Origin of the sequence: Streptomyces sp. C36 (assembly GCF_040932295.1) — a bacterium.
GTDB classification, from domain to species: Bacteria; Actinomycetota; Actinomycetes; order Streptomycetales; family Streptomycetaceae; genus Streptomyces; species Streptomyces triculaminicus.
Genome location: NZ_JBFQGI010000004.1, coordinates 200,222 through 221,476 on the forward strand (window position 1 = coordinate 200,222; position 21,255 = coordinate 221,476).

23 protein-coding genes, 1 tRNA gene and 1 pseudogene are annotated in these 21,255 nt (G+C 73.2%); 11 read left to right on the forward strand and 14 right to left on the reverse strand.

Annotation, left to right across the window (positions count from 1 at the left end):
* Positions 1-115: 115 nt before the first annotated feature.
* The 3 genes from AB4K12_RS14380 to AB4K12_RS14390 form a co-directional block, all read right to left on the reverse strand.
* Complete coding sequence (locus AB4K12_RS14380) at positions 116-793, reverse strand: response regulator (protein WP_368434598.1); 678 nt, start codon at positions 791-793, stop codon at positions 116-118.
* Positions 790-2,034 (reverse strand): sensor histidine kinase, encoded by a 1,245-nt coding sequence (locus AB4K12_RS14385; RefSeq protein WP_368434599.1) that lies wholly within the window; start codon positions 2,032-2,034, stop codon positions 790-792. Before AB4K12_RS14385 ends, AB4K12_RS14380 begins: the two co-directional genes overlap by 4 nt.
* 87 nt (positions 2,035-2,121) lie before the next feature.
* Positions 2,122-3,084: a beta-ketoacyl-ACP synthase III gene (locus AB4K12_RS14390; protein ID WP_368434600.1), complete on the reverse strand. Its 963-nt coding sequence runs from the start codon at positions 3,082-3,084 to the stop codon at positions 2,122-2,124.
* 129 nt (positions 3,085-3,213) lie between these two features.
* Here AB4K12_RS14390 and AB4K12_RS14395 point away from each other — a divergent pair, with 129 nt between their 5' ends.
* Positions 3,214-3,879, forward strand: a complete 666-nt coding sequence (locus AB4K12_RS14395; RefSeq protein WP_368434601.1) for a TetR/AcrR family transcriptional regulator — start codon at positions 3,214-3,216, stop codon at positions 3,877-3,879.
* On the opposite strand, the gene AB4K12_RS14400 is transcribed toward AB4K12_RS14395, so the two are convergent.
* The 10 genes from AB4K12_RS14400 to ribA all read right to left on the reverse strand — a co-directional run bounded on the left by AB4K12_RS14400 (position 3,874) and on the right by ribA (position 13,458).
* Positions 3,874-4,362: a DUF6083 domain-containing protein gene (locus tag AB4K12_RS14400; RefSeq protein WP_368434602.1), complete on the reverse strand. Its 489-nt coding sequence runs from the start codon at positions 4,360-4,362 to the stop codon at positions 3,874-3,876. The two genes, AB4K12_RS14395 and AB4K12_RS14400, sit on opposite strands and share 6 nt — an antisense overlap.
* 206 nt (positions 4,363-4,568) lie before the next feature.
* Positions 4,569-5,852 carry an MFS transporter gene (locus AB4K12_RS14405; RefSeq protein ID WP_368434603.1) on the reverse strand — a complete coding sequence of 428 codons (1,284 nt, stop codon included), beginning with the start codon at positions 5,850-5,852 and terminating at the stop codon, positions 4,569-4,571.
* 60 nt (positions 5,853-5,912) lie between these two features.
* The gene (locus AB4K12_RS14410) at positions 5,913-6,584 is read right to left on the reverse strand and encodes a cyclopropane-fatty-acyl-phospholipid synthase family protein (protein WP_368434604.1); all 672 of its coding nucleotides are present in this window, start codon (positions 6,582-6,584) and stop codon (positions 5,913-5,915) included.
* Positions 6,581-7,213: a serine O-acetyltransferase EpsC gene (epsC, locus tag AB4K12_RS14415; RefSeq protein WP_368434605.1), complete on the reverse strand. Its 633-nt coding sequence runs from the start codon at positions 7,211-7,213 to the stop codon at positions 6,581-6,583. The genes AB4K12_RS14410 and epsC overlap by 4 nt, the downstream gene beginning before the upstream one ends.
* The gene (locus AB4K12_RS14420; RefSeq protein ID WP_368434606.1) at positions 7,210-7,800 is read right to left on the reverse strand and encodes an NADPH-dependent FMN reductase; all 591 of its coding nucleotides are present in this window, start codon (positions 7,798-7,800) and stop codon (positions 7,210-7,212) included. The genes epsC and AB4K12_RS14420 overlap by 4 nt, the downstream gene beginning before the upstream one ends.
* A complete protein-coding gene (locus tag AB4K12_RS14425; protein WP_368434607.1) occupies positions 7,800-9,083 on the reverse strand; it encodes an ATP-grasp domain-containing protein in 1,284 nt (427 codons plus the stop codon). The genes AB4K12_RS14420 and AB4K12_RS14425 overlap by 1 nt, the downstream gene beginning before the upstream one ends.
* Position 9,084: 1 nt before the next feature.
* Positions 9,085-10,170 (reverse strand): pyridoxal-phosphate dependent enzyme, encoded by a 1,086-nt coding sequence (locus AB4K12_RS14430; RefSeq protein WP_368434608.1) that lies wholly within the window; start codon positions 10,168-10,170, stop codon positions 9,085-9,087.
* The gene (locus AB4K12_RS14435; protein WP_368434609.1) at positions 10,167-11,168 is read right to left on the reverse strand and encodes a formylglycine-generating enzyme family protein; all 1,002 of its coding nucleotides are present in this window, start codon (positions 11,166-11,168) and stop codon (positions 10,167-10,169) included. Before AB4K12_RS14435 ends, AB4K12_RS14430 begins: the two co-directional genes overlap by 4 nt.
* Positions 11,165-12,850, reverse strand: coding sequence for a WD40 repeat domain-containing protein (locus AB4K12_RS14440; protein ID WP_368434610.1), 1,686 nt, complete (start codon positions 12,848-12,850; stop codon positions 11,165-11,167). The genes AB4K12_RS14435 and AB4K12_RS14440 overlap by 4 nt, the downstream gene beginning before the upstream one ends.
* Entirely contained in the window at positions 12,847-13,458 is a 612-nt protein-coding gene (gene ribA / locus AB4K12_RS14445) for a GTP cyclohydrolase II (RefSeq protein ID WP_086570875.1), read from the reverse strand. Before ribA ends, AB4K12_RS14440 begins: the two co-directional genes overlap by 4 nt.
* 380 nt (positions 13,459-13,838) lie before the next feature.
* Between ribA and AB4K12_RS14450 the strand changes: the two are divergent.
* From AB4K12_RS14450 to AB4K12_RS14470, 5 genes and pseudogenes are all read left to right on the forward strand, one after another.
* Positions 13,839-14,971, forward strand: a pseudogene (locus tag AB4K12_RS14450) (dihydrofolate reductase family protein); the annotation flags it as partial.
* Between the two features lie 172 nt (positions 14,972-15,143).
* The gene (locus tag AB4K12_RS14455) at positions 15,144-15,767 is read left to right on the forward strand and encodes an HhH-GPD-type base excision DNA repair protein (protein ID WP_368434611.1); all 624 of its coding nucleotides are present in this window, start codon (positions 15,144-15,146) and stop codon (positions 15,765-15,767) included.
* Positions 15,768-15,819: 52 nt separating this feature from the next.
* Positions 15,820-16,029 carry a DUF5988 family protein gene (locus AB4K12_RS14460; RefSeq protein WP_086574706.1) on the forward strand — a complete coding sequence of 70 codons (210 nt, stop codon included), beginning with the start codon at positions 15,820-15,822 and terminating at the stop codon, positions 16,027-16,029.
* Between the two features lie 359 nt (positions 16,030-16,388).
* The gene (locus AB4K12_RS14465; RefSeq protein ID WP_004929488.1) at positions 16,389-16,685 is read left to right on the forward strand and encodes a type II toxin-antitoxin system VapB family antitoxin; all 297 of its coding nucleotides are present in this window, start codon (positions 16,389-16,391) and stop codon (positions 16,683-16,685) included.
* Between the two features lie 138 nt (positions 16,686-16,823).
* Complete coding sequence (locus AB4K12_RS14470) at positions 16,824-17,483, forward strand: LytR C-terminal domain-containing protein (protein WP_368434612.1); 660 nt, start codon at positions 16,824-16,826, stop codon at positions 17,481-17,483.
* Between the two features lie 99 nt (positions 17,484-17,582).
* Here AB4K12_RS14470 and upp read toward each other — a convergent pair whose 3' ends face one another.
* A complete protein-coding gene (upp, locus tag AB4K12_RS14475) occupies positions 17,583-18,218 on the reverse strand; it encodes a uracil phosphoribosyltransferase (protein ID WP_086566486.1) in 636 nt (211 codons plus the stop codon).
* Between the two features lie 158 nt (positions 18,219-18,376).
* Here upp and AB4K12_RS14480 point away from each other — a divergent pair, with 158 nt between their 5' ends.
* The 5 genes from AB4K12_RS14480 to AB4K12_RS14500 all read left to right on the forward strand — a co-directional run bounded on the left by AB4K12_RS14480 (position 18,377) and on the right by AB4K12_RS14500 (position 21,068).
* Positions 18,377-18,616 (forward strand): hypothetical protein, encoded by a 240-nt coding sequence (locus tag AB4K12_RS14480; protein WP_086566489.1) that lies wholly within the window; start codon positions 18,377-18,379, stop codon positions 18,614-18,616.
* Between the two features lie 222 nt (positions 18,617-18,838).
* Positions 18,839-19,366, forward strand: a complete 528-nt coding sequence (locus AB4K12_RS14485; protein WP_368434613.1) for a hypothetical protein — start codon at positions 18,839-18,841, stop codon at positions 19,364-19,366.
* A gap of 33 nt (positions 19,367-19,399) precedes the next feature.
* On the forward strand, positions 19,400-19,921 hold the full coding sequence (gene tadA, locus AB4K12_RS14490) for a tRNA adenosine(34) deaminase TadA (RefSeq protein WP_368434614.1): 522 nt from the start codon (positions 19,400-19,402) through the stop codon (positions 19,919-19,921).
* A gap of 92 nt (positions 19,922-20,013) precedes the next feature.
* Positions 20,014-20,103 (forward strand) — tRNA-Ser (locus AB4K12_RS14495).
* A gap of 224 nt (positions 20,104-20,327) precedes the next feature.
* Positions 20,328-21,068: a BTAD domain-containing putative transcriptional regulator gene (locus tag AB4K12_RS14500; protein ID WP_368434880.1), complete on the forward strand. Its 741-nt coding sequence runs from the start codon at positions 20,328-20,330 to the stop codon at positions 21,066-21,068.
* Positions 21,069-21,255: the final 187 nt, after the last annotated feature.

Consider the following 21,255-nt stretch of genomic DNA (forward strand, 5'->3'; position numbering starts at 1 on the left):
GCCGGCCTTTACCCGGTTTCAGGCTCCGGTTTCAGGCCCCGGTTTCAGGCCCCGACGTCAGGCCCTGGTGTCAGGCCCCGGTGCCAGGCCCCGATGTCAGGCCCCGGCGTCAGGCTCACGCCGGGCGGGCCGGGACATGGCCGCCGCCCGCGGTGACGTAGCCGTATTCGTAGGCGAGGATCACGGCCTGGGTGCGGTTGCGGGCGGAGAGCTTGGCCAGGAGGTTGCTCACGTGGGTCTTGACCGTCTCCAGGCTGACGACGAGTGCGTGGGCGATGTCCGGGTTGGACAGGCCGCCCGCCATGAGGCGGAGGATCTCCAGTTCCCGGTGGGTGAGGGGCGGGGTGCCGCGCGGGGGGCCGGGGAGCGGGGTGGGGCGGGCGGCGGCGAGGTTGCGGACGGCGTCGGGGAAGAGGAGGGAGTCGGTGGTGGCGACGACGCGGATGGCGTGGGCGATCTGCTCCGAGGGGGAGCGTTTGAGGACGAAGCCGGCGGCGCCGGCGCGGAGGGCGTCGTAGACGTACTCGTCGTTCTCGAAGGTCGTGATCACCACCACCTTCGGCGGGTCGGGGAAGTCTGCCTGCAGGCGGCGAGTGGCCTCGATGCCGTCGATTTTGGGCATGCGCACGTCCATCAGCACGACATCGGGGCGGAGTTCGGCGGCGAGGGCCAGGGCCTGCTCGCCGTCGGCGGCCTCGCCGACGACGCGGAGGCCCTCTCTGGCCGAGAGAAGGGTTCGCAGGCCGGTGCGGGTGAGTTCCTCGTCGTCGGCGATGAGCACGGTCACGGTCATGCCGCCGACCGTAGGGGGATGCGGGCGGTGAGCAGCCAGCCGGTGCCCTCGGGGTCCGGCCCGGCGCAGACCTCGCCCCGCAGGAGCTGGACGCGCTCCACGACGCCGTCGACGCCCTGCCCGTGGCGGGAGCGCCGCGCGAGGCGGGCGCGGCCGGTGACCGCGTTGGCGATCTCCAGCTCCAGGCGGGCCGCCGTGACCGTCACCCGCAGGCCGATCCGGGACCGGTCGCCGTGCCGCAGGGCGTTGGTCAGGCCTTCCTGGACGATCCGGTACGCCTCGCGGGAGACGGTGGCCGGTACGGCCGCCAGGTCGCCCTCGATGGCGGCGCGTACGTCCGTACCGGTGTGCCGGACGCGGTCCACCAGCGCCGGGAGATCGGCGAGGGCGTACGGCGGGGCGGTCGGGGCGCGTTCCTGGCGGAGGATGCCGAGAACGTGGTCGAGGTCGTCCATGGCGGCCCGGGAGGCCTCCTCGAGGCCGGTCAGGGCGCGGCGGGCGGCGGCCGGGTCGGTGTCCATCAGCTCTCTCGCCACCGCCGCCTGGATGGTGGAGGAGGTAAGCGTGTGACCGATCGAGTCGTGCAACTCCTGTGCCAGGCGGTTGCGGTGCGTCAGGTGACGCATCTGCGTCTCGAGCGCGGCGAGGCGTTCGTCGGGGCGGTGGCCCAGCAGGACGGGCGCGAGGAGCCGCAGGAGCGCTGTCGTGGCGGCGGCGGTGCAGCAGGCCAGGGCGAGGAGCGCGGCAGCCGCCGGCAGCGTCCACGCCCCGCGCACCCCGCCGGCCACGTCGACGGGCACGAGCAGGGTGATCCGCTCGCCGCCCTTCAGCCAGACGGCGACCAGGGGGACGGCTACGACCAGCGCGAAGGCCGTCACGGCCGCCGTCACGCATCCGGCCAGCGCGTGCAGCACCAGCCAGGCCGCCGTACGCGTCCGGTGCGGCACGCGTGCGTGCTCCGCCGCCGCGACCGGGGCCGGAAGGGCCGTGCCGAGCAGGCGGTTGGCCAGGCGTACGCAGGCGTGGCGGGCGGGGCGCGGGCAGCCGGCGGCCGCCGTGAGCGCCGCCCAGGCGGCCAGGAGCACCGTGGTGCGCACCGGCCCCGGCCAGTCCCGCGGGGTCGCGGCGGTGACGAGCGTCGCCACGGGAAGGGTCAGGAGACCGGTGGCCGCGCCGAGCAGCGCGTACAGCCAGCCTCGGTAGGTGTCCGCGCGCGAAAGCGGACGTATCAGCGTGAGCACATCGGCAGTCTCGCAGCGGCCTCGCGCCCGGCACCTCCCCCGCACGAGCCAGATCACGAGCGGGGCCGGGACCAGGGCCCGGCTTCGTCAGGGGCAGGTGACGACCTGGCCCGCCCAGGACAGGCCGCCGCCGAAGGCCAGCAGCAGCACCGGGCCGCCCTGCGGCAGTTGGCCGCTCCCGGTCAGCTTGGACAGGGCGAGGGGCACGGACGCGGCGGAGGTGTTGCCGGAGTCGACGACGTCCTTGGCGATCAGGACGTGTTCCGGCAGGTCGAGATGGCGCGTCAGGGCCTCGATGATGCGGAGGTTGGCCTGGTGGGTCACCACGCCGGCGAGATCGGCCGGGGTGATGCCGGCGCGGCGGCACGCCTCGCGGGCGATGGCCGGGAGTTCGCCGGTGGCCCAGCGGAAGACGGTCTGGCCTTCCTGGGCGAAGCGCGGGTGCCAGTCGCCGGCCAGGCGGACGGCGTCGGAGCGCGTGGGGTCGGAGCCCCAGACGACGGGACCTATGCCGTCCCGCTCTCCGCCGATCCCGTCGCCGCTGACGCTGATGACGGCGGCGCCCGCGCCGTCGCCCAGCAGGACGCAGGTGCCGCGGTCGCTCCAGTCGGTGACGGCCGACATCTTCTCGGCACCGATGACCAGGGCGTGGCGGGCCGCACCGGCGCGCAGGGAGTGGTCGGCGGCGGCGAGGGCGGTGCAGAAGCCGGCGCAGCCGTTGTTCAGGTCGTAGGCCACAGCGGCGGGGATGCCGAGGCGGCCGGCGACCTGGGCGGCGGTCGAGGGGCAGCGGTCGACGGCGGTGCAGGTCGCCACGGTGACCAGGCCGATGTCGCGGGGTTGCAGGCCGGACGCGGCGAGGGCCTCGGCCGCGGCGGCGGCCGCCATGTCGGTGACCGTTTCGGTGTCGGCGGCGATGCGGCGGGTGGCGATGCCGGTCCGCCGGCGGATCCATGCGTCGCTGGTGTCGACCATGCCCGCCAGGTCGTCGTTGGTCAGGACGCGCGACGGTTGGTAGTGGCCCAGGGCGGTGATACGGGATCCCGGCACGGCTGATCTCCTCGGCTCGGTGGCGGCAGGGCGGAGTGCGGCGCGGGCGGTGCGCCGCATGCGGTGCCGGGGAATATAGCAACCGATCGGTCGGAAGCTAAATGGGAGCCGGGTGGCTAGGATGACGGCATGAGCCCACGCAAGTCCGCCGCCGAAGCCCGCAGGACGCGGGAGCGGATCGTCGAACGCGGCGTCGCGATCGCCTCGGTCGAAGGGCTGGAGGGGCTGACGATCGGGCGCCTCGCGACCGACCTGGGCATGAGCAAGGCCGGCATCCTCGGCCACTTCGGCACCAAGGAGACCCTCCAGCTCGCCACGCTCGACGAGGCGTCGGCGGTCTTCCTGCGCGTGGTCTGGCAGCCCGCCGCGCACGAGACTCCGGGCCTGCCGCGACTACGGGCCGTCTGCGAGGCCTGGATCACCTACCTCGAGCACGAACGCGAGATCTTCCCCGGCGGCTGCCTCTTCACGACCGCCTCCGTGGAGTTCGACGCCCGCGGCGGCCGCGTACGGGACGCGGTGGCCCGCCTCCACCGGCTGTGGCGGCGCCGGCTCGTGGGCGAGCTGCGGCTCGCCGTCACGGCGGGCGACCTGCCGCCCGGCACCGACCCCGAGCAGGTCGCGTACGAGCTCGTCGGCCTCTACCTGGCGCTGAACCAGGCCATCCAGCTCTTCGCCGACCCACTCGCCCCCGACCGCACCCGGCGCGCGCTCGACCGCCTCCTCGCCCAAGCCTGCCCCCCGGCCGCCCCGGCCGCCCCGGCCGCCCCGACGGCCGCCGCCGCACCCTCATAACGCCGCCCGCCGGGCATTGCGGTGCCACAGCGCGAGCAGCGGCGGCGAGTCGTACGGAGCCGGGCGCGCCGGGCACACGTCGGCATGGCCGACCCGGCACCGGTCGGACGGGGCGGCGGCCGCCCCGAGGCGGACGGCCGTGCCGTCACCCGCGATCCGCCAGCGTCTGCCGGCCGGAACGGCGGCCACCGGCCATTCGCCCGCCTGGATCAGGATCCAGCGGCCCCCCGCGGTGCGATGCCACGCGGCGCGTCCGCCACAGGCCCGGCACACCGCTCCGCCCCCGCCCCACGGACCCGGCACGACCGGGTCCGGACGACTCGCGAGCCCCAGCGCGTCGGCCGTGGCCCCCAGCACCTCGCCCACGAGCACCGGCTCCCGGCTGCGCCGCCCGGCGCCGACCCGCTCGCACGGCACGCAGAGCGCCGTGCCCCGGCCGACGACCCACCTGGCGTACGGACCGTCGCACGCTTCGCAGACCATGCCCCACCCCCTCCGTCGGGATCCCTCGCCGGGATCCCCAAGATCCGTCGTAGTGAGCCGACTTCACGGAAAGCGTCGCACCCGCCACTGACAATCGGGCGGGAGTGCGAGGTCACGGCGCCTTTCACGGGCTTCGCCGAGCCGGCGCGCAACGCCCTTCGCCAGGGCGGAGGTTCACCGAGGGCGCCCCGGGCGCCGCGGCTGACTCACGGCGTGGCGGGGCGCGGACCGCGGCGCGTCAGGGCGAGGGCGAATACCGCGGCGGCCAGGGTCGCCACCGCGCCGCAGGCGAGGATGCCGGACCTGGCGCCGTAGTGTTCGACGACCCAGCCGACCACGGGGCCGCCGATCGGGGTGCCGCCCGTGTAGACGAGCATGTACAGGCCCATGACGCGGCCGCGCATCGCGGGGTCGGTCGCCAGTTGCACCAGCGAATTGGCCATGGTGCTGAAGACGACGCTGAGCAGGCCGACGAGCACCAGCACGAGGCCGAACACCCACAGCCGGGGGGCCAGCGAGCTCGCCATCTCCAGGGCGCCGAAGCCGGCCGCGGTGGCGACGAGGAGCCAGGGCCGGCCGCTGCGCCGACGGGCCGACAGCAGGGCGCCGCCGAGGGCGCCGACGCCGACCGCGGTGGTCAGCCAGCCGTATTCCTTCGCGCCGCCGTGGAAGACGTTGTAGGTGAAGCCCGACAGCAGGGTCGGGAAGTTGAAGCCGAAGGTGCAGACGAATCCCACGAGCAGGATGGGCCACAGCAGTTTCGGGTGTTCCCGGACATGGCGCAGACCCGCCCGGATCTGCCCCTTCTCGCGCGGCTGCGGGCGGGAGGGGAGCAGGTCGGCGGTGCGTACGGCCAGCAGGGAGACGATCACGGCGACGTACGACAGCGCGTTGACCGCGAAGGCCCAGCCGCTGCCGATCACCGCGATCAGCGGGCCGGCGGCCGCCGGGCCGAGCAGCCGGGCGCTCTGGAAGTTCACCGCGCCCAGGCTGACGGCGTTGCCCACCCGCTCCGGGCCGACCATTTCCACGACGAACGTCTGGATCGCGGGATTGGTGAAGGTGTTCATCAGGCCGAGCAGGAACGCGAAGCCGTAGACGTGGGCGACCGTGACGGCGTCGGTCAGCGTCAGCACCGCCAGCAGCGCGGCGAACACGCCCATCGCGCTCTGGGTGGTGAGCAGGATCCGGCGCTTGGGGTAGCGGTCGGCGACCACCCCGCCGAAGAGGCCGAAGAGCAGCACGGGAAGGAACTGCAGGGCGGTGGTGACGCCGACCGCGAACGTGCTGCCGGTCAGGTCGAACACCAGCCAGTCCTGGGCGACGAACTGCATCCATGTGCCGGAGTTGGAAAGGAACTGCCCGATGAAGAAGAGGCGGTAGTTCCGCACCCGCAGGGAGGCGAACATCCCGCCGCCCGCGGCCTTTCCGGACGCGGCGGCCGGGGCGTCGGACGTGGCGGTACCGCGACCCTTCGGCGCATCAGGCACATCAGGCGCATCAGGTGGACCAGACGAATCAGGTGAAGCATTCATGCGTTGTGCCAGCCCTCAGACATCGATACGCCGGGCCAGCACCAGCAGATAGGCGAGCCCCGGAAGTTCCCTGCGCACCAGGCGCGTCGCCGTCACCGCGAAACCGGCGCCGGACAGCAGCTCGGCCGCCTCGCGCTCGTTGAACCAGCGCGACAGACGGCCGTCGTCGGCGCGGTTCAGGACGCCTTCGTCGAGCTCCTCGGCGGTGGTGAACAGGCTGATGGCCAGCGTTCCGCCGGGGCGCAGGCGGCGGCGTACGCCCGCGAGGTACGCGGGGTAGTCGGCGGGGTCCTGGTGGTGGAGGACGCCGTTGTCGACCGCGGCGTCGAAGCCGGTGTGGCCGTCGAGTTCGGTGAAGTTCCCGACCGCGAACTCGACCTGTCCGGCCCAGCGTTCGGCGAGGTCGTCCCAGTCGGGAAGGCGCACCAGGTCGACGACGGTGACCCGGTGTCCCGCGGCGAGGAGCGCCTCGGCGTCCCGGCCGCGGCCCGCGCCGATGTCGATCACGCGGCTGCCCGGCGCGAGCCCGTCGGTGAGCATCGGCACCAGCAGCCGCATGGCGGGTTCCTCGCTCCAGGAGTCCGCGCCGTCCTCGTAGCGCCGGCTGAAGGACTCCCGCAGGAGCCGGCGGTAGCCGGGGGCCACGGCGGCGTCGCCGCCGGGGGCGTCTGTGCTGCTGCTCGTCACGCGCTTCTCTTCTCCGTTGTCGCTTCGGCTCCCGTCGGCACGACGACGGGTCTCTCCTTCTGCTGGATGTGGCTCTTGGGGGCCCACACCCGGCCCCCGGCCGGCACGTCGCTCGTGACCAGGGAGTGGGCGCCGACCAGGCTGTCGTCGCCGACGCGCACGGGCCCCAGGACGGAGGCGTTGGCGCCGACCACGACGCGGTCGCCGATCGTCGGGTGCCGCCGCTCCCCCGGCGGCCTGCGCCGGTCCCGCCACCAGCCCAGGGCGCCGATGGTGACCTGGTGGTACAGCGTCACGTCGTCGCCGATGACGGCGTCCTCGCCGATCACGACGGCCGCGCCGTGGTCGATGAACAGCCGCCGCCCCACCTGGGCGCCGGGGTGGATGTCGACGCCGCCGGAGAGGAACCGTCCGACCAGCGACAGCACCCTGGCGGTCACCCGGTGACCGCGCCGGTAGAGGCCGGAGGCGATCCGGTGCAGCCACAGCGCCGGCAGGTGCGGGGCGAGCAGGGCCTCGCCCCGGCCGCGGACGGCCGGGTCGCGCTCGACGACGACGCGCAGGTCCTCGCGCATGCGGCGGACCGTGCGAGCGGCCGTACGGCCCGGCTCGCGGGCGGCGGCGCTCACGCGACAGCCCCCTCGGTCCCCGCTGTGCCCTTGCGCATGGCCCGGGTGAAGGCGGCCAGCTGGTCCGCCATGCCGGCGCACCGGTCGTGGAGGGGGCCGCTCGCGTCGAGCGCGGGCCGCCCGTCGGCGCCCGGGGCGAAGTCTGCGGCGACCGTGCTGACCTGGGCAGGTACGGGCCAGCCGCCCAGCGCCTTGACCACCTGGCGCAGTTGCTCGCAGGCGCCGGCGCTGCCGCGCGGCCCGCCGGCGTTGGCGGCCAGGCCGACGGCCTTGCCGTCGAAGGCGTCGTACGGCAGCAGGTCCAGGGCGTTCTTCAGCAGCCCCGAGTAGCCCGCGTGGTACACGGGCGTGCCGAGCAGCACGGCGTCGCAGTCGCGCGCCGCCGCCACGAACTCGCGCGCGGCGGGCACGGGATGGGGCTCGCCGCTCCAGTAGTGCTCGGGGTGGCTGTGCGGGAGTTCCCGCTCGGCCAGGTCGGCCAGGGTGATCGTGAAGCCGCGCCGTTCCAGGAGGGCGGCGATGTGCAGCACCAGCGCCCTGGTGTGGGAGTGCGGGCTGGGGCTGCCGACGACACACAGGGCGCGCATCACGCCACCACCCCCTCCGGCACCTCGGAATCCCGCCCCTCGGACTCGGGCGTCACGCGCACCTCCACCCGGTCGTGCGCCGCCTCGGCGGCCGCCCGGGCCTGAGGCGCGGTGGCGCCCGTGGTGATGAGGAAGCCGAGCCGGTCGAAGTTGTCCCGGGCGGGCCGCACCCGCCGGCCGGGGCGGGCGTGCAGCATGACCTCGGCGACGCCGGGGCCGCGCCGGGCGGCGTCGGTGCCGATGCCGGCGAGCACGCCGGCGGCCGGGGCGGTCAGGGCGCGGATGCAACCCACGCCGTGCGCCGCGGAGGGTCGGGGGCTGCCGCCCAGGGCGAGGTCGATGACGTCGTGGTAGACGTTCCGGCCGAGGACGTGATTCATCATCGTGGGCACGTAGCCGCCGATGAGCCGCCCGTTGATCTCGATGATCGCCGGTCCTTCGGGGCCCAGCACCACCTCGGTGTGGGTGTGCCCCCGCCGCACGCCGGCGGCGTCCAGCGCCCGGGCGCAGACGTCCACGACGGCGTCCCGTACGTCGTCCGGGAGTTCGGCGGGGAAGCAGCCGCCCAGTTCCACGGGGTAGGGCGGCGGGCTGAGCATCTTGTCCACGCAGCCGTACGGGTGGTGGACGCCGTCGACGGTGAGCATCTCGCAGCTGACCACGGGGCCGGGGACGTAGCGCTCCAGCAGCACCACGCCGATGCCGGTGATGCCGCGGCCGTAGACGCGGGTGGCGAGGACGGCCCCGGCGAGCTCGGCGACCTCGCCGGGGGTCTCGGCCACGCCGACGCGGACGGAGCCGAAGCCGTCGGCCGGCTTGACCACCACCGGGTAGCCCAGCTCCTCGGCGGCCGCCACGGCCTCCTCGGCGGTCAGCGCCTGGCGGAACGCGGGCTGGGGCACCCCGGCGCGGTCGAGGAGGAGCCGCACCTCGTGCTTGTTGCGCAGCCGCTTCGTCGTCTCCGGCGTCTCGAAGGGCAGGCCGAGGGCGTGGGCGGCCTCCGCGATGGCGGGGAGGTGGCCCTCGCTGAGGGCGAGCAGGCCGTGCACGGGGTGTGCGCGATGGAGCCGCTCGAGCTCCTCGCGCAGGCTGCCGGGGTCGGCGGTGCTGATCCCGGTACGGATCCGGGTGGGCGTCCGTACGGCCTCCTCGCCGCCCTCGGCGGCGAGGTAGGGGTCCAGGGACTCGGCGACGAAGGTCACCTCGTGGCCGAGCGCGACGGCCTCCTGAACGATCTTGAAGCCGGCGGTGGGGGTGGTCTCGACGAGCACCAGATGCGCCATGTCACTCACCCCTGCCTATCCGCTCCCACTCCTCGGGCGTTCCGGCGTCGGGAAGCACGGTGACGACCGTGGCGGACGGCGGCAGCGTCGCCGCGACCGCCCTGGCCGTCAGCCAGTTGGCGGCGGCCGAGCTGCCGATGCGGACGCCGGTGAGGCCGTGGAACTCCGCCATGCCCTCGAGGGCGCGGGGGTAGGAGACGGTCCGGTGCTCGATCTCGTCGTCGTGCAGCGTGACGAAGGGCTGCCGGATGCCGTGCCCCATGCCGCCGGAACCGCCGTACTTCGGCAGCCCGTTGGGCGGCCGGTCGCTGCCGTAGGGCAGCTCCTCGGGGGTGACGCCCACGGCCCGCACCCCGGGGAAGGCGCCGCGCAGGGCGCGCAGGACGCCCACGAGCGTTCCGCCGGTGCCGATGGAGGCCACCCAGGCGTCCGCCCGGGGCGCGCCCGGGAGTTCGCCCAGCTGTCGGACGATCTCCGCGCCGGTGGTGCGTTCCTGCAGCAGGAGGTTGGCGGTGTTGCGGTGCTGGTAGAGCAGCGTCCAGCCGCTGTCCGCGGCGGCGATGTCCAGCGCGGTGCGGACGACGTCGAGGAAGCCGCGCTCCTTGTCGACGAGGTCGACCTGGGCGCCGCGCTCGGCGAGGACGTCCAGGAGGCTGCGCGGACTGGCCGAGGACAGTACGAAGCGCGCGGTGACGCCCAGCTCCGCGCAGAGGTGGGACAGGGCCTTGGCGAGGTTGCCGCCGGAGTACTCCAGGACGCGCAGTTCCTCGAGCGGGCGGTCGCCGTGCCGGTGCAGGGCGCTGCCCAGCAGGGCGTAGGCGACCCGGTCCTTGATGGAGCCGACGGGGTTCTCCCACTCGCACTTGGCGAGTACGGTCGCGCCGCCGTCCGGGCCGGGCACCTCGATCAGCGGGGTGTTCCCCAGGCGGGCGGCGAAGCGTCCGTACGCCGGGTGGCGCCGCTCCAGGGCCGCGTAGTCCACGGCGTCCACGGGCTGTGCGCCGTCCCCGGTCCGGCCGTCGAGGGAGAAGGGCGCCTCGAGGGCCTCCGGACCGGAGGTGGCGGTGGGGCCGGGGGTGGGGGTCATGGTGTCTCCGCGAGTCGGAAGCCCATGGCGTAGATGGGCTTGCGGTACCAGCCGTGGCGGCGCCGGCAGCGGGCCAGGTCCCCGAAGCGGGTGAAGCTGCCGCCGCGGGCGATGCGGTAGGGGCCCTCGGCGACCAGCAGGTCGTCGTCGATCCGCTCGCCGCCGGGGTAGGGCCCGTAGGCGTCGGCGACGTACTCCTCGACGTTGCCCGCCATGTCGTCGTTGCCGAAGGGGGCCCGGCCGCCGGGGTAGACGCCGACCGGGGTGGTGGTCAGCGGTCCCCGCTCCACGGTGTTGGACAGCTCGGGGCGGAACTCCTCGCCCCAGGGGTAGGCGCGGCCGTCGCCGCCGGAGGCCGCGTACTCCCACTCGGCCTCGGTGGGCAGCCGGAAGGCGCGGCCGGTGCGCTCGGAGAGCCACTGGGCGTAGGCGTCCGCCGCCTGCGGGGGCACGGTCCACACCGGATGGTTGGCGAGATGCTCCGGGTAGGCGCCGAACTGCCAGGAGGTGGGCAGCCAGTGGGTGCCGGTCTCCTCCGCGAAGAGCCGGTACTCGGCGTTGGTGACGGGGTAGCGGGCGATGCGGAAGGCCGCGATGTCCGCCTCGTACCGGGGGGTCTCCTTCGCGATCCACTCGGGCAGGACGCCGACGTGGCGCCAGGCCGCGGTCACGGGCTCGACGTGCTCCTTGGCGAGGCCGAGGAGGATCCGGCCGGCCGGGACGTCGGTCATGGCCGGGTCGAGGGGGCGGATGCGGGGGTCACCGAGCAGGGCCAGCAGGGTGCCGGCCGCGTAGCGCTCGGCGAACGGCCGCCCGGGGGACTCGGCGGCGGCCGCCAGCTCGTCGGGGCCGAGGCCGGCCAGCGCCCGGTGGGCGCCGGCGAGCGCGGCCCGGTCGAGCCGGGAGACGAAGGAACGGGGAAGTCCCATCGCCTCCCGGTCGTCCAGGGTGTTGGGGTTGGCCGTCAGCGTGGCCGGGGGTGTCTCCTGGGTCCTCACGCCTGCCCCGGGGTGATGCGGTGGACGTCGCCGTCGTAGGAGCTGGCGAGGAAGCGGCGCTCGGCGGCGTCGTAGTGCAGGGACGAGATGCCGGCCGTGGTCGGGCGCAGCACGGTGGTCCAGGCGGCGGCCTCGCGGTCGTAGACGGCGACGAGGCCGTTGTAGGCGCCGGTGGCGATGAAGCGGCCGTCCGTGGAGGCGCTCACGCTCTTGATCGAGTGGTCGTGCGGGGTGTCCAGCACCTCGGCCTCGGTGCCGGTCCAGATCCGCAGCTTCAGGTCGCGGCTGATGCTCGCGAACTCGCCGTCGGCGAAGCCCACGCAGCCGTTGGCGATGCGGTCGTGGGCCTCGGAGACGCGCGCGACCTCGGTGAGCGTGCTGGTCGAGAACCACGCGGCCTCGGCGTCGGCGCACACGGAGAAGATGACGTCACCGGCGACGGCGACGCCCTTGACCGCGTTGGAGTGCAGCGGCAGCGTCGCCTCGTGGCGGAACTCGCCCGCCTCGGTCAGCGAGAAGACCAGGCCCTCGCCGGTGTACGTGCCGACGACCACGTGCGGGCGGCCGTCGCGGACGAACGCCGCGCCGCAGTTGAGCGGGGAGCGGTGCTGGTGGAGGACGTCGCCGGTGAAGGCGTCGAAGACGGTGCCCATCTGGCCGCCGGTGACGACGCGGTCGCCCACGGGGGTCAGGAAGTTGCACAGGCTGCCGGTGCGGGCGCGCTCGGCGCCGTCCTGCCACAGGATGCCGGCGTCGCCGATGGTCAGGGTGGTGTCCTGGTGCGTGATGACGGCGTTGGCGCCCTGGGTCGGCTCCACGCCCCGCAGGTCCCACTTCTCGTCCTCGATGCGGTACGTGGCGTAGGACGAGCCGAAGGTGGCGAAGACGAGCGTGGTGTCGTCGAGGAAGGCGCAGGAGCGCGGCCAGACGTCGCTGGGCAGCGAGGAGGAGGCCACGGGGGCGAGCCCGGCGGCGGTGTCCCACACGCGCAGGGTGCGGTCGTAGCTGAGGCTCACCAGCAGTTCGCGGGCGCCGTTGTAGACCAGGCGCTTGATGCCGGCGTCGTGGGCGGGGCGGGTGCCGGTGCCGTCGGCGGTGACGATGACGATCTCGCCGTCGTCGTTGCCGGCGTAGACCGTGCCGTTCGAGGCCAGGGCCACGGTGTCGGTCTCCACGCCGCCCAGGTCGATGTCGGCGACCATGGAGCCGGACGCCAGGGACCAGCGCTTGATGGTGCCGTCGTCGCTGGAGGAGACGATCTCGTCGTCACCGGCCCAGACGACGGAGATGACGTCGGCGGTGTGGCCCTCGAACGTGGTGCGCAGGGCGCCGTCGAAGCCGTAGACCCGCACCCTGTGGTCGCGCGAGGCGGTGGCGATCAGGGGCTGCGAGGGGTGGAAGACCGACATCTCCACGTCGTCCTCGTGGTCCGCGAGGACGGCGAGGAGCTTGAGGTCGGGCAGCGACCACAGCCGCGCGGTGTAGTCGCTGGAGGAGGTGACGAGGAATTTGCCGTCGGGGCTGAACGTCACCTGGTTGGCCAGGTGGTCGTGCTGGCTGCGGGCGAGGGGTCGCTTGTCCGCGGCGTTCCACAGGATGACCTGGTTGTCGTAGCCGGCCGTGGCCACGTAGGTGTCGGGCAGCGCGGCGATGCCGCTGATGGGCCCGCGATGGCGGATCACAGGGTCACCCTTCCAAGATCAATGGCGTGGTTCGTTTCGGAGACCTTGGCCTCCAGGTACCGGTAATTGCTGGGATTCACATGCGCGCCGGTGGAAATGCTGTCCCGTACCCGGATGCCGAGCGCGGTGAGCTGCGCGGCCTTGTCCGGGTTGTTGGAGAGCAGGTCGATTTCCTCGGCATTCACACAACGCAGCATCTGGGCGGCCGAGAGGTAATTCCGCTCATCGGCACCACGGCCCAGCCGGATATTCGCCTGGTACGTATCGTATCCCTCGTCCTGCAAACGATAGGCGTCGAGTTTGTTGTACAGACCGATTCCGCGTCCTTCTTGACGCAAATACAGCAGGTAGCCGCCGCGCTCGTGGATACGGGCGAGCGCCTCGCGGAGCTGCGGGCCGCAGTCGCACCGGAGCGACCCCAGGGCATCGCCGGTCAGGCACTCGGAGTGCAGCCGCACCAGGGGCACGCCGGAATCGGCGTCGCCCAGCCGGATCGCGAGGTGCTCCTGCCCGTCGGTCAGGCCTTCGAAGGTGATGATTTCCGATTCCACCGGCGCCTCGAGCCCGATATCCAGCGGAACCCGGGTGCTGCTGCGAACGGCGACCAGAGCGGAGGCCGGATACTCCTGGTCTCTTTCGCTGACCTTATTCACTGTCAGTCTCCCACTAATCGCACAGGTCCGACCACCTCAAACCCCGGTGTACACGGCGGGGTTATGTAGGCATGATCACCATAGGTGGCTTAACCAATTGACTATGCAATTTGTGACCTGCATCACAGGACCGGAGCAACTATGGCTGATTCCCATTGCGTTTCCCGCCGCCCACGACCGTCCGCACCCGCCCGGCCGTGGGCCGGAAGAACCGATTCGCCTGCTTCCCCGGGGTCGCACACATGAACATTCAGTCGCAGTCCGACGAGATCAAGCCAGCCCCGGCTACGCGCCCGTACGGCCGCCCGCACGTGCTATTGAGCGTCGCGGTCTCCATGGACGGCTACATCGACGACGCCTCGCCGGAGCGGCTGATGCTCTCCGGGCCCGAGGACCTGGACCGGGTGGACGGGGTCCGCGCCGCGTCGGACGCCATCCTCGTCGGCGGCGGAACGCTGCGCGCCGACAACCCCCGGCTCCTCGTCAACAGCCCCCGGCGGCGCGCCGACCGGCTGGCCTCGGGCCGGCCCGAGTACCCCCTGAAGGTCGCGGTCACCGCCGGCGGCGACCTGGACCCGGAGCTGAGGTTCTGGCACTGCGGGGGCGCCAAGGTCGTCTACACCACGGACGCGGGCGCCGTGCGGGCCCGCGAGCGGCTCGGCGGCCTCGCCGACGTGGTGGACCTCGGCCCCGGCCTGGACTTCGGCGCCCTGCTCGACGACCTCGCGGCACGCGGCGTCCGGCGGCTGATGGTCGAGGGCGGCGGCGGCATCCACACCCGCTTCCTCGCCCAGGACCTGGCCGACGAGCTCCACCTCGCCCTCGCCCCCCAGCTGGTCGGCCAGCCGGCCGCCCCCCGCTTCCTGGGCCCCGCCGACTACCCCGGCGGCCCCGCCCGGCGCCTGATCCTGCTCGGCGCCGAACCCGTCGGCGACATCGTGCTGCTGCGCTACGCGACCAAGGAGACCCCCGCATGACCACCGGCCCTGACGACCACGGCACCCCACCCGGCCCCGCCGCCTCCGGCGACCGCCGCGCGAGCGACCGCCACGTGAACGACCGCCGCGCGAGCGACCGCGCCTGGCTCGAACTCGCCATCGAACTGGCCCGCGACTGCCCGCCGTCCACCACCGCCTACTCCGTCGGCGCCGTGATCGTCGCGGCCGACGGCACGGAGCTCGCCCGCGGCCACAGCCGCGAGGACCATCCCCTCTCGCACGCCGAGGAGGCCGCCCTCGCCAAGCTCTCCCCCGACGACCCCCGGCTGGCCGGCGCCACCCTCTACAGCTCTCTCGAGCCCTGCTCCACGCGCGCCTCGCGCCCCCGCGCCTGCACCCACCTCGTGCTCGGCGCCGGCATCCCGCGCGTCGTGCTCGCCTGGCGCGAGCCCGCGCTGTTCGTCGCCGACTGCACAGGCGTCGAACTGCTCGAACAGGCCGGCGTCGAGGTCGTCGAGCTCCCCGAACTCGCCGACGCCGCACGGGCGGTCAACGCCCACCTGGCCGTCTGACGGAGAACGGGGCGACCGCCCGGCCACCGTCCCGCGCCGACACGCCCGGCCACCGTCCCGCGCCGCGCGCCGACACGCCCGGCCGGGACGGCGGCGTGCGGCGCGGGCGGCCCCAAGGGACCATCGGCACATGGACCCCACGGACCACCCTCTTCGGCTCGCCCAGCAGCCCGAGGCCGACGCGCTGCTCTCACGCAGCCCGCTGGCCGCCCTGACCGGGATGCTGCTGGACCAGCAGATCCCCATGGAGTGGGCGTTCACCGGCCCGTACACCCTCGCCGAGCGCCTGGGCGGGGACGACCTGGACGCCCATGAGATCGCGGCGTACGACCCCGAGGCGTTCGCGGAGCTGTGCGCGCGCAAGCCGGCCGTGCACCGCTACCCCGGCTCCATGGCCAAGCGGGTGCAGCAGCTGTGCCGGTACCTCGTGGAGCACTACGACGGCGACGCGAGCGCGGTCTGGCGCGACGCGCGCACCGGCGACGAACTGCTCGGGCGTCTCACCGCGTTGCCCGGCTACGGCACGCAGAAGGCACAGATCTTCCTGGCGCTGCTGGGCAAGCGGCTGGGGGTGCGGCCGGAGGGATGGCGCGAGGCGGCGGGCGCATACGGGGAGGAGGGCTCGTACCACTCGGTGGCCGACATCACCGGCCCCGAGACGCTGGAGAAGGTGCGCGCCCACAAGCAGGAGGCGAAGCGCGCCGCCAAGGCGGCCAAGGCGGCCAAGGCGGCCAAAACCTCCGAGAAGCGCTGAAGTCGGCGCGTCGCGGGGCCACCGGCGGGCGGGCGCCGCGACACTGTCCCCCATGACCAGCAGCGCCAAAGCTTTCCTCCGAGGTGGCCCCGACGAGCTCCCCGAGCGGATCGTGCCGATCACTCCGCCCGGCACTGAGCTGAAGATCAAATTCCGGGGTGGATACGAGCACTTCAAGAAGAGCACGGGAAAGCACGAGGACACGGTCGAGGGCCGGCTACCCGTCTACGAGTGGTGGGAGCGCACCGAGATCGCCGAATAGGCGCCACCCTCGGCCCGGCCGGAACACCCCACCGTCGACCACCTGTTCGATCGACGAGGGGTCGGATCCGGCCTTCTTTCCGCTCCCCCTCCCGCTCCCCCCTCCGCCCCTTCTTCCGCTCCTCCCCCGGCGGCGCCGCGGGCTCGGACCCACCGCGAGGCCGCGCCGCCGGTTTCCGTCGCACCGATTCGCGGTCCACAGGCTGTGCACAACCTTTGCGCGGCCGCGGATTCCGGACCGGGCGAGAAGAATTGTCGCTCGTTCGGCCCATGCATCACTCCCGGTATGCGGCCGATTGTCACCTTCGCACTCCCGCGCCATGGCTGCGCTCGGAGCCACCGGCCCGGTAGGCTTTCCGTGTGATCTTCAAGCGCATCGGAAACGGGCGGCCGTACCCCGACCACGGCCGGGAGAGCACCCGGCAGTGGGCGGACGTCGCCCCCCGCCCGGTGCGTCTGGACCAGCTGGTGACCACGAAGCAGCAGCTCGACCTCGAGACGCTGCTCGCGGAGGACTCGACGTTCTACGGCGATCTGTTCGCCCACGTCGTGAAGTGGCGCGGCGACCTCTACCTGGAGGACGGGCTGCACCGCGCCGTGCGCGCCGCCCTGCAGCAGCGCCAGGTCCTGCACGCGCGCGTCCTCGAGCTGGACTGACCCCGGCCCGCACCGCCACCCGCTCGGGGGTCCCTGCGGCCGCTCGTACGCACGGCCATTGACCCTTTTGGGTTGGCGTCCGCGCAACCCATTGATCATCTAGTAGGCAGCGGCTCCACCCCGCACTACGCTGCGCCCATGAGCATGCTCACGCCTCCCGGCATGGGTGGTAAGTACCGCATCACGGGCAATCGGTACCCGCATATGCGTCGCCCCCGCAACCGCCGCAGGATCGTGCTCGCCGTGGTCGCCACGGCCGCCGTCCTCGGGCTGGCCGGGTGGGGAACGCTCGAGCTCGTCGACGTCTTCTCCGGAGACCACACGAGGCAGACCCAGGCGGCCGCACGGCAGAAGAAGGGCGCCGGGGACTGCAAGAACGGCGCCGAAGCCCTTCCGGCCGGACGTGCGGCCCCCAGGGAACTGCCCAAGCCCGGCGACATCACCGTCAACGTCCTCAACGCCACCCCGCGCGGCGGCCTCGCCAAGGTCACGGCCGACGAGCTGGAGCGGCGTGGCTTCCGGATCGGCAAGGTCGGCAACGCCGAGGCCGACTACGACAAGAAGGTGCCCGGCATCGGGCTGCTGGTGGGCCCGCAGGCCTCCGTCGAGGGGGCGCTGAAGGTGCTGGGCACCCAGGTGGCCGGCGCCGAGACCAAGGGCGACCAGCGGGAGGGGCAGGACGTCGACCTCGTCCTGGGCGACGCGTACAAGGAGCTGAAGCCCAAGGAGGAGGCCGAGAAGGCGCTGGCCGGGCTGGTGGCGCCGCCTGCGCCGCAGCCGTCCGCCACGAAGTGCTGAGGCGCGTCCGAGGGGTCGGGCACGCCCTGGTGAGGGCGCGTCCGCTCGGGACACGCCCTGGCCCGCCGGTGATACGTCACCCCGGCGGGCCGGACGGGCTCAGCCCGCGGTGCCGTACATCCGGTCGCCGGCGTCGCCGAGGCCCGGGACGATGTAGCCGTTCTCGTTGAGACGCTCGTCCACCGAGGCGGTCACGACGGTCACCGGCGCGCCCTCGAGCTCGCGCTCCATGACCTCGACGCCCTCCGGCGCGGCCAGCAGGCACAGCGCGGTCACGTCGTCGGCGCCACGGGCGATCAGCTCGTTGATCGCGGCGACGAGGGTGCCACCGGTGGCCAGCATCGGGTCCAGGACGTAGACCTGGCGGCCCGAGAGGTCCTCGGGCATCCGCGTCGCGTAGGTCTCCGCCTTGAGGGTCTCCTCGTTGCGGATCATGCCCAGGAAGCCGACCTCGGCCGTCGGCAGCAGACGGACCATGCCGTCGAGCATGCCCAGGCCGGCCCGCAGGATCGGCACCACCAGCGGGCGCGGGTGCGAGAGCCGGACGCCCGTGGTCGCGGTGACCGGGGACTCGATGCTGACCTGCTCGGTGCGCACGTCGCGCGTGGCCTCGTACGCGAGCAGGGTCACCAGCTCGTCGCAGAGACGCCGGAAGGTGGGGGAATCGGTGCGCTTGTCGCGCAGCGTGGTGAGCTTGTGAGCCACCAGGGGGTGGTCGACGACGTGGATCCGCATGACATCGACATTAACCGAGCTTTAACGGCCGGGCGCCCGCCGGGACCGCTTCGACGGTCTGTCGCAGCCCTGGCATCAAACCACCACCAAGGGGGAAAGTGGGCACGTACGCCCGGTCTGTCGCCGGGCGAGGACCTCGGCACGAGGTGGTGCTGCCCATGGCCGGCCATGAAAAACGCGGATCCAGCAGGCCCGATGAGCTCCGGGAACGCCGCGAGCCCCGGGAGCGGACGAGACCGGACGACGCCGGCGAGAGCAGCGAGGACCGCCGGCGCAGACGCGCCCAGTTCCTCCGCGAGCTGAACGAGGCCAAGGAACTGCGCGACCGCGTCCAGCCCCGCCGCGCCCGGGCCGCCCGGATGCGCCAGCAGATGCGGATGCGGACCTTCCGCTGGTAGCGCGTACGGGCGCCGGGAAGGCCGGCGACGCGCCGCGCGTCCGGGTCCGCGCGGACGCCCTCCCGGTCCCGCCCCGGGCCGCGCGTGAGGGACATCTCTTCGGACTGCTGCACGACGCAGCGCGGAAGACCTCTCGCAACGCCCGGCTTTCTGCCACGATTCCGATGGGCGGGGTGGTCCCCGTCCGACCCGGCACCGCCTATGACCAGTGGGAGAGTCACGGTGTACTTCGCCGCATTGCTCGCGCGCACCGACGACGGGTGGGAAGCGAGCGACACAGAACTCGACAACGTGGAGACCCTGTCCGACCTCGCCGACCTGGCCCGGGCGAGCTCGGTGGACGACGACACGGTCCTGGCCCTCATCGAGCAGGAGGACTCCTGGTTCGCCATCGTCCGGGTGGACGGTGAGGACGACCCGCGCGTCTTCGTCTCCAACGCCGCCTTCGCCAAACGCAGCTCGTACGGCGCGATGCTCGTCGACGAACTGACCGGCCGCGAGGAGGACGCCGGGGACGAGCTCGACAGCCTCGACCTGGACGGCACCGAGGACGGCGAGCCCGAGTCCGCCGAGGAGGACGTGGACGCCGCCGCGGCCGCCGGGCCGACCCCGCACGGGCCGCTGGGGGACGACGCGCTCCTGGACGACCTGGGGGTCGGCGCGAAGGAGCTGCGGGCCCTCGACGGGGACGCGCTCAGCACGATCGCCGACGCCCTGGGCTGCACGGAGGTCCTCGAGGCCGTCCGCTGACGGCCCCGGGCCGGCTTCGCCCACACTGGTGCCATGAACGAAGCCGTCCGAGACCAGGGGGGTCCCTCCCGCGCCGCCGAGGCCGCGGGGGGCCCCGACCCCGTACGCGATCCCTGGCGCGCCCCGATGCGGGCCGCCCTCGAGGAGGCCGTACGGGCGCCCGGCACCGGCGACGTGCCGGTGGGCGCCGTGGTGCTGGCTCCGGACGGCTCCGTGATCGGCCGCGGCCGCAACGAGCGCGAGGCGACCGGCGACCCCACCGGCCACGCGGAGGTTCTCGCGATCCGTGAGGCCGCGCGGGCCGTCGGCGAGTGGCGCCTGTCGGGCTGCACGCTGGTCGTCACGCTGGAGCCGTGCACGATGTGCGCGGGGGCGATCGTCCTCTCCCGGGTGGACCGGGTCGTCTACGGCGCCGTCGACGAGAAGGCCGGCGCGGTCGGCTCGCTGTGGGACGTCGTGCGCGACCGCCGCCTCAACCACCGGCCCGAGGTGATCTCCGGCGTCCTCGCCGACGAGTGCGCCGAGCTGCTGACCCGCTTCTTCCGCGACCGCTGAGCCCCCCGGCGCGCGCGGCATGACGAGCGTCACACCCCTCGCGCCCGGATCGGATTTCAGACCACGGCCACCAGTCCGCTAAGCTCTCTCTCGGTAGCGTGTCCGAGCGGCCTAAGGAGCACGCCTCGAAAGCGTGTGTGGGGGCAACTCCACCGTGGGTTCAAATCCCACCGCTACCGCCAGCGGCACCCCTCCGATCGCGTCACCGCGACCGGAGGGGTGTTTTGCGTTTCCGGACGGTACCACCGGGGTGTGAACAAGCCATGATCGCCTTTTCCGGTACGGTCGAAACCGACGGCTCGAGGTCCCTCGCGGGGGGCCACGGGGGGGCCGAGACCGACGGACAAGGACTCTCGTGCAGTTCCGGATACTTGGACACTTCGAAGTCGCGGGCGACAAGGGAACGGTGTGCACACCGCGGGCGCCCAAACAGCGATCACTGCTGGCCTACCTCTGTGTGAACAACGGTCGGTGCCTGTCCGTCGACGAGCTCATCGACTTCCTGTGGCGGGATTCCGCTCCGCCCACGGCACGGGCCGCCCTCCAGGTGTACCTCTCCCAGATACGCCGCCGGCTCGGCGCCTTCGGGTTCGACCCCGCCGACCTCACCAACGTGTATCCGGGCTATGTGCTCCGGCTGGACCGCTACTCCTTCGACCTCAACGAGTTCACCCGGCTCTCGTCCCGTGGGTACGGGCCGCGGAGCGCCGCCGAGCTCGAGCGGGAGGGCGAGGACCTGCGGCAGGCGCTGGCCCTGTGGAGGGGGCCCGCCCTGGGCGACCTGCGCACCGTCCCGGCCCTGGAACGGCTCGGCCGGTCGCTCGACGAGTCCTGGATGGCGTCCTACGAGCGCCGGCTCGAGATACAGCTGCTGCTCGGCAAGGAGCGGACCATACTGAGCGAGCTCTACCGCCTGGCCTTCGACTACCCCGAGCGCGAGAACATCCACGGCTATCTGATGCTGGCGCTCTACCGCAGCGGCCGCACGGCCGAGGCGCTCTCGAAGTACGACGAGCTGCGCGACCGGCTCGTGGAGAAGCTGGGGATGGAACCGGGCGACCGGCTGCGCCGGCTGCACCGGGCGATGCTGCACCGCGAGGCCTGGCTCGAGGAGCCCGTCGACGGAATACTCCCCGCCTCCGCCTGAAGCGCCGATCAGGCGTCACTTATGCCGGACCAAAGGCCGGTCGGCGCGATGGATGCAGAACCCATGCAGTGGGTAAGTGGTGTTGTCGGGGGACCGCCTAGACTCTCCGTAGCGGGCACTGAATTGCAACGGCGCTTTCTCTTACGCCCCGCCGGTCTTCCCTCTGGCGCGCCGTTGCCACGACGCG